At 61.0% G+C, this 12798-nt stretch carries 13 protein-coding genes; 4 read left to right on the top strand and 9 right to left on the bottom strand.

All coding sequences use genetic code 11. The annotated features are described in order from the left end of the window. Positions 1-30: 30 nt before the first annotated feature. The 5 genes from FSO04_RS25115 to FSO04_RS25095 all read right to left on the bottom strand — a co-directional run bounded on the left by FSO04_RS25115 (position 31) and on the right by FSO04_RS25095 (position 4101). Entirely contained in the window at positions 31-678 is a 648-nt protein-coding gene (locus FSO04_RS25115; protein ID WP_154563569.1) for an NAD(P)(+) transhydrogenase (Re/Si-specific) subunit beta, read from the bottom strand. After that, entirely contained in the window at positions 675-1460 is a 786-nt protein-coding gene (locus tag FSO04_RS25110) for a fumarylacetoacetate hydrolase family protein (protein ID WP_154563567.1), read from the bottom strand. The genes FSO04_RS25115 and FSO04_RS25110 overlap by 4 nt, the downstream gene beginning before the upstream one ends. An 18-nt stretch (positions 1461-1478) precedes the next feature. Continuing rightward, positions 1479-2726: a formyl-CoA transferase gene (gene frc / locus FSO04_RS25105; RefSeq protein ID WP_154563565.1), complete on the bottom strand. Its 1248-nt coding sequence runs from the start codon at positions 2724-2726 to the stop codon at positions 1479-1481. A 441-nt stretch (positions 2727-3167) separates the two neighbouring features. Next, positions 3168-3887, bottom strand: a complete 720-nt coding sequence (locus tag FSO04_RS25100) for a GntR family transcriptional regulator (protein WP_154563562.1) — start codon at positions 3885-3887, stop codon at positions 3168-3170. After that, on the bottom strand, positions 3865-4101 hold the full coding sequence (locus FSO04_RS25095; protein WP_154563560.1) for a hypothetical protein: 237 nt from the start codon (positions 4099-4101) through the stop codon (positions 3865-3867). The genes FSO04_RS25100 and FSO04_RS25095 overlap by 23 nt, the downstream gene beginning before the upstream one ends. 365 nt (positions 4102-4466) lie before the next feature. Here FSO04_RS25095 and shiA point away from each other — a divergent pair, with 365 nt between their 5' ends. From shiA to FSO04_RS25080, 3 genes are all read left to right on the top strand, one after another. Next, positions 4467-5795 (top strand): shikimate transporter, encoded by a 1329-nt coding sequence (gene shiA / locus FSO04_RS25090; protein ID WP_154563558.1) that lies wholly within the window; start codon positions 4467-4469, stop codon positions 5793-5795. A gap of 351 nt (positions 5796-6146) precedes the next feature. Continuing rightward, on the top strand, positions 6147-7550 hold the full coding sequence (locus tag FSO04_RS25085; RefSeq protein WP_154563556.1) for an L-lactate MFS transporter: 1404 nt from the start codon (positions 6147-6149) through the stop codon (positions 7548-7550). A gap of 10 nt (positions 7551-7560) precedes the next feature. Next, positions 7561-7689 (top strand): MFS transporter small subunit, encoded by a 129-nt coding sequence (locus tag FSO04_RS25080; RefSeq protein ID WP_093633004.1) that lies wholly within the window; start codon positions 7561-7563, stop codon positions 7687-7689. A gap of 129 nt (positions 7690-7818) precedes the next feature. Here the strand turns inward: FSO04_RS25080 and FSO04_RS25075 are convergent, their stop codons facing one another. Beyond that, positions 7819-8244: a DUF3830 family protein gene (locus FSO04_RS25075; protein WP_154563554.1), complete on the bottom strand. Its 426-nt coding sequence runs from the start codon at positions 8242-8244 to the stop codon at positions 7819-7821. A 606-nt stretch (positions 8245-8850) separates the two neighbouring features. Then, positions 8851-9762 (bottom strand): helix-turn-helix domain-containing protein, encoded by a 912-nt coding sequence (locus tag FSO04_RS25070; RefSeq protein ID WP_154563552.1) that lies wholly within the window; start codon positions 9760-9762, stop codon positions 8851-8853. Positions 9763-9946: 184 nt separating this feature from the next. Between FSO04_RS25070 and FSO04_RS25065 the strand changes: the two genes are divergently transcribed. After that, entirely contained in the window at positions 9947-10948 is a 1002-nt protein-coding gene (locus tag FSO04_RS25065; RefSeq protein ID WP_154563549.1) for a helix-turn-helix transcriptional regulator, read from the top strand. Positions 10949-11020: 72 nt separating this feature from the next. Here the strand turns inward: FSO04_RS25065 and FSO04_RS25060 are convergent, their stop codons facing one another. Beyond that, on the bottom strand, positions 11021-11782 hold the full coding sequence (locus FSO04_RS25060; protein ID WP_093633049.1) for an ABC transporter permease: 762 nt from the start codon (positions 11780-11782) through the stop codon (positions 11021-11023). After that, complete coding sequence (locus FSO04_RS25055) at positions 11779-12705, bottom strand: ABC transporter ATP-binding protein (RefSeq protein ID WP_154563547.1); 927 nt, start codon at positions 12703-12705, stop codon at positions 11779-11781. The genes FSO04_RS25060 and FSO04_RS25055 overlap by 4 nt, the downstream gene beginning before the upstream one ends. Positions 12706-12798 lie beyond the last annotated feature (93 nt).

The following is a 12798-nucleotide window of genomic DNA, read 5'->3' as shown; positions in this document are numbered from 1 at the left end:
CTCTGCTCGCCGCCCGGCGCATCGGTGTGTTCATCTTTGACGGTACATTGCGCGGTGGGTGGCGCGTTGGCGGACAGACCCGCGTTTTTGTACGCTCACCGTCCCTGTGTCATGCCAGCCGCGGCGGTGCCGGTATGCTGCCGCGCGCACCATGCCGGGCGTTATCTCGCGTAGCGCCCACACCTGCTCTTCGCCGCCATGCCATTCGATGCGCGCCAACAACCCGCGCCGCTCCAGCGCAAATCCATCGCAACGTCCGGCAAACGCATGGCAGTGTGAATCGCGATCGTTCGTCGAGTACTCGCGGCTTGTCATCAGATGCGTACCGAGCGCAACGGCCAGCACGCTCATCGCAAGCAGCGCGGCGAGCCCGTACGGCTGCGCCTGCTCGGTGACGAAGCCGTAGCCCAGCCAGCCACACAGTAGAAGCGCCGAGACGTTGACGATGCCATGCCCCGGACGCGCGACTTTACTCAGGTCCAGCACGCCACGCAGTTTGCAGAATGCGATGGTGGAGGTGGCGAAGACCAGCGCACCGATGAAGACCGCGGCGCAGAGCTCGATACGCTCGACATTCGCCTGAGCCGCTGCCGACAGGTAGCACGCAAACCCGCCCACCATGACGGCGAGCCCCATGCCACTGCCAAGCAACGCAACGAGCCGCGGCCGTCGCGTCATAGCGCTATCTCACACACAGCGGTCAAGGTATTGCTCAATGTGCCGATCCCTTCGATTGAGACCGTCACGGTCGCGCCGTCCTTGATCGAGCCAACGCCGACCGACGTGCCGCACGCAATCACATCACCCGGTTCGAGCGTCAAGTCCTGTGAAATCAGACTCACCTGCTCGGCAGGCGAAAACACCATATCCGCAAGCGGATAGTTCTGCCGCTCCACTCCGTCGAGCATCGTGACAAGACGTGCCGCATGCCAGTCGAAACCGGAGACGATCGAGGGTCCGATACAGCAGAACGTATCGAAGCCCTTCGCGCGGCACCATTGCGGGAAGTGCGGGCTCTCATTCAGCAGATCGGCGGCGGTCACGTCGTTGACCAGCGTGTAGCCGAAGATCGATTCCGCAGCCTCTTCGATACTCGCGTCGCGGCAGCGCCGGCCAATCACGATGCCGAGTTCGCCTTCGTAGACGATCTTGCCCGCGTAACTGAGCGGCCGACGGATCGGTTCACCCGAACCGATCACCGACCCCGCCGGCTTCAACAGAAATAGCGGATGCGCCGGCACAGGCTTGTCGAGCTTCGCCGCAAGCGCGTGAAAGTTATTCCACAACGCGACGATCTTGCCGGGCGCACAAGGCGCGAGCGGCGTGAGCGCACGTGTCGACAACACTGCGCCGGTCGGCACCGGTTGATCGAGACTTTCGTACTCATGCAGATAACCGCCTTCCACCCTGCCGAACACGACACCACCGTCGCTCGACACGAAACGCATCCACGTATCCATACATCGCTCCTTGAGTTCTCAAATCGCGCCGGCGGTCCGCAATGCGCTGATCTGTTCGGGCGAGTAGCCGAGTTCGGTCATCACCTCGTCGGTATGCTCGCCCAGCAGCGGCGAGCGCTTGACTTCGGTCGGGCTGTCCGACAGTTTGATAGGATTGCCAACCGTCAGATACTTGCCGCGGGTTGGATGATCCACTTCGACAATTGTGCCGGTCTTGCGCAGCGACGGCTCTTCGGCGATTTCCTTCATCGAGAGAATCGGCCCGCAGGGAATGTCGTATTTGTTGAGGATCTGCATGGCCTCGAACTTGGTCTTGGTCATGGTCCACCGCTCGATCTCGGCAAAGATATCCTTCAGATGTGGCAAGCGCGCGGCAGGCGTCGCGTAGTTCGGATCGGTGGCCCACTCTTCCTTGCCGATCACGTTGCAGATCTTCGCCCACACCGGCGCCTGCGTGATGAAGTAGATATACGCATTCGGATCCGTCTCCCAGCCCTTGCACTTCAGGATCCAGCCCGGTTGACCGCCGCCCGAAGCATTCCCCGCGCGCGGCACCGCTTCACCGAACGTTCCGTTCGGATATTGCGGATACTCCTTCATCGTGCCGGTGCGTTCGAGCCGTTGCTGGTCGCGCAGCTTCACGCGGCACAGGTTGAGCACGCCGTCCTGCATCGCGGCGAGCACCTTCTGACCGCGCCCGGTTAGCGTGCGCTGATACAGCGCCGTGACAATGCCGAGCGCCAGATGCAAACCCGTGCCGCTGTCGCCGATCTGCGCGCCGCTCACCACCGGCGGACCATCGTCGAAACCGGTGGTCGAGGCCGCGCCGCCCGCGCATTGCGCAACGTTCTCGTAGACCTTGCAGTCCTCGTAAGGACCCGGGCCGAAACCCTTCACCGAAGCCACGATCATGCGCGGGTTCAACTCCTGAATCCGCTCCCACGTGAAGCCCATCCGGTCCAGTGCGCCCGGTGCGAAATTCTCCACCAGCACGTCGCACTTCTGGATCAGCGCCTCGAGCACCAGCTTGCCTTCCGGGTTCTTGGTATCGATCGTGACCGAGCGCTTGTTGTGATTGAGCATCGTGAAGTACAAGCTGTCCACGTCGGGAATGTCCCGTAGTTGCTCGCGCGTGATGTCGCCGGCGCCGGCCCGCTCCACCTTGATCACGTCCGCGCCGAACCACGCGAGCAACTGCGTGCAGGTCGGGCCCGATTGCACATGCGTGAAATCGAGAATGCGCACGCCGTCGAGTGCTTTGCTCATGTCAAGTCTCCTGTCCTGATCAGTCAGTTGTGTGCAACGGTTATCGACCGACGCGCCCGCTTCGATAACGTCCGCTCGCGCGGATGTCTGGTTAGACTCGGTACATACGGTATGTGATATATCAGATTCAATCAAGCGCGATCTCAAAATGCGACTGCTTCGGGATTTCGGCCCTGAACGCCTGCCTGGCTTGCGTTGCAGCGAGATAACGCCGCTCCGGCCCGCTCGATTCGAGGGAAAACACCGAGGTGTGCTGCTTGTCTCGATCGCCTTTGATATATCACATACCATATTTCATAGACCGTCAAGCCGGGCTTAACCCCACTGCAAGGCGATGACCAGGAAGGAAAGAAATGGAGCGGAAAAGCAAAAGGCCCGCTGTGACGTGATCACTGCGGGCCTTTTGCCATTCGTTGCGCCAATCAGGCGCCTAAGCCGCCATCAATCCAGAAAATCGCAATTCGCTTCGACGAACGTCGCCAGATCGAGCGAATGCTGGCGTGTAAGACGCTCGGCCAGTTCGGTATCGCGCTGCTCCAGTGCCTCAATAATGCGCAGGTGGTCAACGATCGAACGCGACGCGCGGTCGCTTTGCGAAATGGTCATGCGGCGAATCGCCCGCACGTGGATGAAGATGTTCTTGATCGTGTCGAGAATGATCTGCGACTTCGACAGCTCGACGATCGCCTGATGGAACGCGATGTTGGCGTCGGAATACTCGGCGATGTGCTCGGCCGGCGTGGCGTCGCGGAAATTGTCGAACATGTGGCGCAGGCGGGCGATTTCCTCGTCTGTGGCGTGCAGCGTGGCAAGACGCGCCGCCATGCTTTCGAGCGCGGCCCACATCTGGATCATTTCGACGATCTCACGCTTACTCTTGCGCACGATGTAGATGCCGCGCCGCGGCACCATGCGCAGAAAACCTTCCTGTTCGAGCAGCGTCATCGCCTCGCGCACCGGCGTGCGGCTCACGCCCAGCGATTCGCTCAACACGCGCTCGTCGAGGCGGATTTCTTCGTGAGTCCGGTAGATATCCGCGTCGGCAATGGCCTGGCGCAGCATGGCATACGCCTGATCGCGCAAGCTCACGCTCGCGCCGATCGGCTGCAACGACAACGTCAGGGGTGGGGCCACTGCTTCAGTTTGAAGTTCTGACGACATTCATCGCCTCTTGTTGAACATGCGCACGATACGGCACCACTGCGGGCGCCACTGCGGCCATTCTGCCATCCTGCTCGCCCAGGCCGACGAACCGGCCATGTTGCGCTGCAAGTTGCGCAACTGGCTGCGGGATCCAGCGGGTCAGCAGAACGGTGGCGGCAGAGCCCAAACCTACAAAACCAACGGCGAGCAGCGAGAGAGGAACGAATTCCATTTGTAACTCCGAATGATTGAGTGAATAGATGACTCAATCATATGCTGCAGCGCCGCAAAAATCAATATTCCGTATGTAGTATATCAGTGACTGTTGTTTTTAGGATTGCATGCTCAAGGTAGCACGGGCAACCCGCGGGCGGTTCCTCTGCTTGTCTCAACACACAACGCTCGGTGTAAACGCGCAAAACGCGCGCTATGCGCGCAGTCGCGTTCGATGATCGCGCAATTTCACCCGAATGCGGATTGTGGGAACCGCTTCGCATCATTAACCTTCGGGGAATCCTGTGATGAGCCGCAGCGTCCCTGCCCTGCATCTGCCGCGCGCTTCCAGACAGCACCCGAGAATTCGAAGGAGACACCGTCATGAGCACCACTATCCCGAGAGCGCCGAAAACGGCCATCACCGCCAATCGCGCGCCGCGCAGCCAGGCACGCAAAGCGGCGCTCGGCAGCTTTGTCGGCGCCGTAGTCGACTGGTACGACTTTCTGCTGTATGGCATCGTCGCCGCGCTCGTTTTCAACGCCGAGTTCTTCCCCAAGGTCAGCCCGGCGATGGGCACGCTCGCCGCATTCGCGACCTTCGGCGTCGGCTTTCTGTTCCGGCCGCTCGGCGGCTTCGTGTTCGGCCACTACGGCGACCGGCTTGGACGCAAGCGCATGCTGGTCCTCACGGTGATGATGATGGGCCTCTCCACCGCGGCAATCGGTCTGCTGCCGGCTTTCTCCAGCATCGGCTGGTGGGCGCCGGTGCTGCTCGTCACGTTGCGCGCGATCCAGGGCTTCGCGGTCGGCGGCGAATGGGGTGGCGCGGCCTTGATGGCGGTCGAAAGCGCGCCGGAGAAGAAGAAGGCGTTCTACAGCAGCGGCGTGCAAGTCGGCTATGGCGTGGGCCTCGTGCTCGCGACTGGCCTTGTCGCGATCATCAGCCGCTCGATGGACAACGCGTCGTTCCTGAGCTGGGGCTGGCGCCTGCCCTTCCTGTTCAGTGTGGTGCTGGTGCTGATCGCGCTGTGGATCCGCTCGAGCATGGAAGAATCGAAGGAGTTCGTCGAGAAGGTCGGCGAACGGGGTGAACGCAGCGTGCGGCTGCCGATCGTCGAGGCCTTGCTGAAGCACCCCAAGGCTTTCCTGCTGATCATCGCGCTGCGCCTTGCCGAGTTGTTCACGATGTATATCGTGACCGCGTTCGCACTGAACTACTCGACGGCGAATCTGCACATGCCGCGTGAGTTCTTCCTCTCGATCGGTCTGCTGGTCGGCGCGGTGAGCTGCGTGACGATTCCGTGCTTCGCGTGGCTGGCGGACCGTTTCGGCCGTCGGCGCGTGTACATCATCGGCGCGCTGGTCGGCATGTTCAGCGCGGTGCCGTTCTTCCTCGCGCTCGAAGCCCGCTCGACGGTGTGGATCGTGATCTTCGCCGTCATGCTCGCCAACGTCGCCCACGACATGGTTGTGAGCGTGCAGCAGCCGATGTTCACCGAACTGTTCGGCACCGAGTACCGCTATAGCGGCGCGGGCGTCGGTTATCAGGTGGCGAGCGTGGTCGGCGGCGGCTTCACGCCGTTTATCGCAGTGGCGCTGGTCAGCTTTGCCGGCGGCTCCTGGCATCCGGTGGCGGCGTATCTGGCGATCGGCTGTCTGATCTCGGTACTGGTGGCGGCGAAGATGAAGACGGGGCGCACGGTCGCCTGATTCCTGCCGATGAGGATTGCGACGGGCCGGCGTGGCAAAGGTGCCACGGCCGGCCCGTTGGCTTTTGAATGAATGCTGGATTTCTGGTGTTCGTGCCGCACTGCCGCAATTCGACAGATTACGGTCACATTTCATCAGGCTAATGCCTTATGCATTTGCATCTCATATTGCAAACGCCAGGTTCGCGCCCTATCGTTCGACGGAACAAGTTTTGTCTGAATTTAGCGCCCGTCATATGAAATAAAAATACATATATCGAGGCCACCTGAATCAGCAATTTTTACGCCGCGACGCTAAAGCAATGCGTATGAAACGCCGATAACAAAGCATTCGTCACACCGGAGACCGACCATGAGCAGTATCACCGAGCCGAGCGGGAATTCAGGCTCTGCCCCATTCTTTTCCAAACAGGCCACCGTTGCGAAACCGGGATTTTCGCGCTGGATGGTTCCGCCCGCAGCGCTCGCCGTTCACCTGTGTATCGGTCAGGCGTACGCCTTCTCCGTGTTCAACGGTCCGCTGACGAAAGTCATCGGCATCACGCAATCCGCCGCTGACGACTGGTCGCTGACCTCGCTCGGCTGGATCTTTTCGCTGGCAATCGTGTTCCTGGGTTTGTCGGCGGCGTTTGCCGGCAAGTGGCTCGAACATGTCGGCCCGCGCCGCACGATGTTCACCGCCGCGTGCTGCTTCGGCGGCGGCTTCCTCGTCTCCGCGCTCGGCGTGCATCTGCATCAGATCGCGCTGCTCTATCTCGGCTACGGCGTGATCGGCGGGATCGGACTCGGCCTCGGTTACGTGTCGCCGGTATCGACGTTGATCCGCTGGTTCCCGGACCGTCGCGGCATGGCAACCGGTATGGCGATCATGGGCTTCGGCGGCGGAGCGATGATTGCCGCGCCCTTGTCGGTGGCGTTGATGAACCACTTCCGCAGCGCGACCAGCATCGGCGTGGCGGAGACCTTCGTCGTGCTCGGCATTGCGTACTTCATCTCGATGTCGATCGGCGCACTCGCGATTCGCGTGCCGCCGGCGGACTGGAAGCCGGCCGGCTGGACACCGCCCGCGACCAGCCAGAAGAAGATGATTTCGCGTAACCACGTGCACATCGATCAGGCGTTGAAGACGCCGCAGTTCTATCTGATCTGGCTGGTGCTGTTCCTGAACGTGACGGCCGGCATCGGCATTCTCGGCCAGGCGTCGGTGATGATTCAGGAGAGCTTCAAGGACACCGTGACGGCTGCCGCAGCGGCTGGTTTCGTCGGCCTGCTCTCGCTGTTCAACATGGGCGGCCGTTTCGTGTGGGCCTCGGCTTCGGACTGGATCGGCCGCAAGAACACCTACTTCATCTTCTTCGCGCTCGGCGCCGTGCTGTACTACCTCGTGCCCGGCTTCGCGGCTTCCGGCCAGATCGCCCTGTTCGTGCTTGCCTACTGCGTGATCCTGTCGATGTACGGCGGCGGCTTCGCAACAGTGCCCGCGTATCTCGCGGACATGTTCGGCACGGCGTTCGTCGGTGGCATTCACGGCCGTCTGCTGACTGCCTGGGCCGCGGCGGGTGTCGCCGGTCCGGTGCTGGTGAATTACATCCGTGCGTATGAAGTGGCGCACGGCGTGGCAAAGGCGGACGCCTACACGATGACGATCCACATCATGGTGGTGCTGCTGGTGATCGGTTTCGTCTGCAACCTGCTGGTCAAGCGTGTCGACGACAAGCACCACATGACTGACGCACAACTCGCCAAAGGCGCCTAAGGAGACTCGCATGTCGACCGTTCAAGCCGTTCATCCGACCAACAAGGTCAAGCTCGCCGTCTTCTGGTTGTATGTGACGCTGCCGCTGGCATGGGGCGTGTTCAATACGCTCTCGCAAGCGATGAAGCTGTTCAAGTAAGTGTTGAACGGCACCCCGCACGATGCAATGTGCGAGGTGCCAGCAAAGCTTTTCGACGCGCGCGCAAGTTGCGCGCGTTCTCCTACCCTCCGCCTCCGGCTACTGCGGGTACCCCGCACCGCCGCCGCTTCAGATCTTCTCGAACAGCACGTCTTGCGCACCTTCCCACAACACCTTGGTGCCGAGTTCGCGCAGCTTTTCCTTGCCTTCGACGATGGTCAGAAAGTGATTGCCCGCGAGCTGACCCAGCTTGCTTGCGAAGCAGCACGAGCCATATGCAAGAATGATCTCCGTTTCGCTGTAGCCGCCCGGATAGAACAGGATGTCGCCCACCGACGGATGGCTCGTGTGATTTTCGAAGCCGACTGCCACACCGTCGTTTTCGAGTTTGAAGTCGCCGAGCGGCACCCAGCAGCCCTCGCCGCTCCAGCGCACGTGAATGATCTTCTGACGGTACGGCAGAAGCTTCAGAAAGGCGGCCACCGTTTGCGGCGCGTCGGGATGCGTTTCGGCGGTAAAGACATGGCCGCAGGAGGTGATTCGGAGTCGGGTCATCGCTAGATATCCGGTGTGAAGGGTTGAGTGGAGAGGTCGGTCAGACGCCGGCTCGGGCCAAGCCGTCGGCACAACATTCTGTCGGCCGGTGCAAGGCTTCGACAGATACAGTTGCCGTACAACTGGTCAGGCCAGTTAGTCCGGTGGCAGCGACGGCCACACATCGCGCAGGCTGCCGCGCGCTCATTGCGCCCCACCGTCGGCGACCACAAACCAGCAGGCACAATGGTTGCACGCGGTTCTTTCCTTCACCGCGCATGGAACCCAACGGCTTCGAAATTGGCCGGAACAGCACCGAGGTGCATCCATGCCAGGTCCATCCTCAATCGCGCCACGAAACTTCGTAGTTTGCAAGCCGCGCAATGCGCAGCAAACTGCGAAAAGTGCGTGATTGCCGTTTTCGGCGCTTCATCAAACCTTGCCCTCGACAACCCACCGCGACCGGCCTCGATACACGGTGCCACGCGGCGACTAGGCGTTCCCGCGCTACACAGCAGCATAGCGTGTCGCGACCGACGAATCCCGCGTGCCGTCAACCGTCGGCATGCCGCTCGGGCATCGCATCGTGGCGAGCCGCCCGCACGATCCAGCCGCGCAACCTGACGCTCAGCCGCGCAGCCGGTAGGCAAGCGGCGTTACGCCGTAGCCACGCTTGAACTGCACGGAGAAATGACTGGCATTCTCGAAACCAACCGCAAGCGCGATTTGCAACACCGGCTGATCGGTGGCGCGCAGCAGCCTCGCGGCTTCCTCGAGACGCAAGCGCGTGACGAACTGATGGGGTGTTTCACCGGTCTCGCGACGGAACACACGCGCAAAGTGAAAGCTGCTTAACCCGGCCTGCGCGGCCAGTTCGCTGATGGCCAGATCGGCGGCAAGATTGGCACGAATGTAATCGGTTACACGGCGGATGCGGCGTGGCACCAGCCGCTCGGGATGCGGCGGCAGGCCGGCCTCGGCGTCACGGCCGCGCGAGTAATGTTGCAACAGATGAGCGGCGAGCGCGTGGGCCAGCGCATCGACATACAGCCGCGAGTCGGCGGGATCGCCCGCGGCGCGATGCAATGCGCCAAGCATCTCGGCGATCAGTGGATCGTGAAACTGCATTGCGTCGCCCAGCGACAGCTCGCGTGAACCGTCCAGCTCCATCTGGTCGGCGACGCTGTCGATCAGGCTGCGCTCCAGGTGCAAATGAACGGTCGACAGCGGCTCATCGCTGATCGAACGCCAGCGCCACGAGATCGGCACGGGCGGCACGAACCAGACGGCGCCCACACGCAGGTCGGCGCTCTCCCAGCGTCCGTCGAGGTTGCGCTCGAGGTGTTCGGCGCCGCTGCCGAGCGTCATCAGCGTGACGTCCTGCAGGCCGGGCGCCTCCAGCAGTTCCTGCTCGTCGGGTTCGAGATACGAGCGCAGCACCAGGTGCCGCCATGGGCGATCCACGCTCGACACCAGTTTCTGGCCCGCCATATAGCGGTCGTAGGCAAGCGTCGTTGTCAGCTTTGGAATTTTTGCCATCACGTCACTTTCTGGGAGGTCATATATGCACATGAGCAAACCCTGCCACACCCGAGTCGCCGGTTAGAGGTCAGCGCAAGATCTCAAAAATGATAGCAAGGAACCGGCTACCGTAATATTTGGAAATAGTTAATCATCCAGGTTGTCGTCTTTCACGCGTTTCGAACGCCGGAGCTACCGTTTCATGGAACACGAATGCGATACGTTGCCGCATTGGCTGACCGGTTCGCCGCAAGGCGAAGCCAGCCACGTGTCGGCGGCATACAACTCAGCGGTTACCGCACAACCGGCTTACCCGGCCGGCACGCGGCAACTCGAGAAAACAGCCCACGCGGCTGAAGCATCCAGGACATCAACCCGCATGGCGTCAGGCATATCGCCCACCGGCTTCCTGACGCTCTTCACCGAAGAGGAGATCGGCACACCCTCGCCCGCCGCACGACGTGCAGCGCCCGTCATCAGTCCGCTGGTGCGTTTTGGCAGTGCGCAGGACCGCATCGAATTCGTGCGGCGGCGCATCAAACAACTCGGCTTCGACTCGTTCAGCTATTCGGCCACGCGCACCACCGCGCATCACAAGTCGATGTTCGTGCTGACCAGCTACGAGTCGCAGACATGGCTCACGCGCTATTTCCGCGAGCGTTATTTCGAGCTCGATCCGCGCGTCGCGCTGGCGTCGCCGACCGGCATGCCGTTCCTCTGGAACACCGCCGACATGCGCGCCGATCTGCCGCGCGCGCAGATGCGCAGCGAGCGGCTCGGCGGGCTGATCGACATGCTGGAGGCCAACGGCCGCAAAAGCGGGATTCTCACGCAGATGCCGCTGCCCGAGCCGGAGCTGAGTGCGAGCTTGTGCTTCAACTCGGAGATCGGCAACCCGCGCTGGATGACGGAATCGATCGTGGCCGAAACGCTGATGTTCGCGCACACGATCCATGAATTCATCTGGACGCACGCGAAAAGCGTGATCGGGATCGCACCCGAGCAGCAGCAGCGCGTCGCGTTGAGCGAATTGCAGCATGCAGTACTGAAGGCGGTTGTGCAGGGACAGCGCGACAAGGAAATCGCCTACTTCCTCGGGCTGTCGCCGCATAACGTCGACTACCATTTGCGGCGCTTGCGGCAGTTGTTCAACGTGCGCAATCGCGTGCAGTTGATCAATGTGGCGCAGGGGTATGTGACGTAAGAGAGGGATGAAAGGGCACTGCGGCCGGCGCGCATGTCGAGCCGGCCGCATGCGCTTGAGTCGTGAGCGCTGTCAGCTCTTGAGCCGGTACCCGGTCTTGAAGATCCAGGCAACGATCACCAGAAACACCGCCAGAAACAACGCGGTCATCCCGAGGCTGACACCGACATCCACATCGGCGAGACCATAGAAGCTCCAGCGAAAACCGCTGACCAGATAAACGATCGGATTGAACAGCGTCACGACCTTCCAGAACGGCGGCAACATATTGACCGCATAGAAACTGCCGCCGAGGAACGTAAGCGGCGTGATGATCAGAAGCGGCACGAGTTGCAGCTTCTCGAAGCTATCAGCCCAGATGCCGATAATAAAACCAAGCAGACTGAACGTGACCGCGGTGAGCACCAGAAACAGAATCATCCAGAACGGATGCTGCACCTGCAGTGGCACGAACAGGCCGGCCGTAGCCAGAATGATCAAGCCGAGCAGAATCGATTTGGTGGCCGCCGCGCCCACATAGCTCACCACGATCTCGAGATACGACACCGGCGCCGACAGCAACTCGTAGATCGTGCCGGTAAAGCGCGGAAAGTAAATCCCGAACGACGCATTCGAAATGCTTTGCGACAGCAGCGAAAGCATGATCAGCCCCGGCACGATGAACGCGCCGTAACTGATGCCATCCACTTCCTTGATACGCGAACCGATAGCCGCGCCGAACACGACGAAATAAAGCGAAGTCGAAATCACCGGCGCGATGATGCTCTGCATCAGCGTGCGCCAGGTGCGCGCCATCTCGAACTTATAGATCGCGCGGATTGCGTAGATATTCATGAGTTACCTCGGAGCAGACTGACGAAGATGTCTTCGAGCGAACTTTGCGTCGTATGCAGATCCTTGAAGCGGATGCCGGCATCGTCGAGCGCTTTGAGCAGCGCGATGATGTCGGTACGCCCGCCGTCGCCCTCATACGTGTAGATCAACTCATTGCCACCTTTGGCGACATCCAGCCCATATCCGGCCAGCGCCGACGGCACCTCGTCGAGCGAACTTTCCAGTTGCAGCGTCAACTGCTTCTTGCCGAGTTTGCGCATCAACTCCGTCTTCTCTTCCACCAGCATGATCTCGCCCGCATTGATCACGCCGATGCGGTCAGCCATTTCCTCGGCTTCGTCGATGTAGTGCGTGGTGAGAATGATCGTCACACCGCTTGCAGTGAGCGAGCGCACCAGCTTCCACATATCGCGGCGCAACTCGACATCGACACCGGCCGTGGGTTCGTCGAGAAACAGCACGCGCGGTTCGTGCGAGAGCGCCTTCGCAATCAGCACGCGACGCTTCATGCCGCCTGACAGCGTAATGATCTTGTTATCGCGTTTTTCCCACAGCGACAGATCGCGCAGGATCTTTTCGATGTAAGCGGGATTTTTCGGCTTGCCGAACAGCCCGCGGCTGAACGAGACGGTCGCCCAGACGGTTTCGAACGAGTCGGTGGTGAGTTCCTGCGGCACGAGGCCGATCAGCGAGCGTGCGCCGCGATAGTCCGTCGCGATGTCGCGGCCGTCCACCATCACGCTGCCAACGCTCGCATTGACAATGCCGCAAATGATGCTGATGAGGGTAGTTTTGCCCGCTCCATTGGGCCCAAGCAAGGCGAAGATTTCTCCGCGATTGATCGCCAGATTGATGTTTTTGAGTGCATGAAAACCCGTGGCATAGGTTTTCGACAGATTCGTGACCGAGACGATAGGCTGCATGGATTCGACGATGGCAGACACCGGTATTGGATTAAAAGGGGGCGGGACGAATACGCCGCCGCACCCGCAATGTAATTGAAAGTGGGAAAGCGT

The organism is Paraburkholderia madseniana (assembly GCF_009690905.1).
Taxonomy (GTDB): Bacteria; Pseudomonadota; Gammaproteobacteria; order Burkholderiales; family Burkholderiaceae; genus Paraburkholderia; species Paraburkholderia madseniana.
This window is presented reverse-complemented; position numbering and strand designations above follow the sequence as displayed.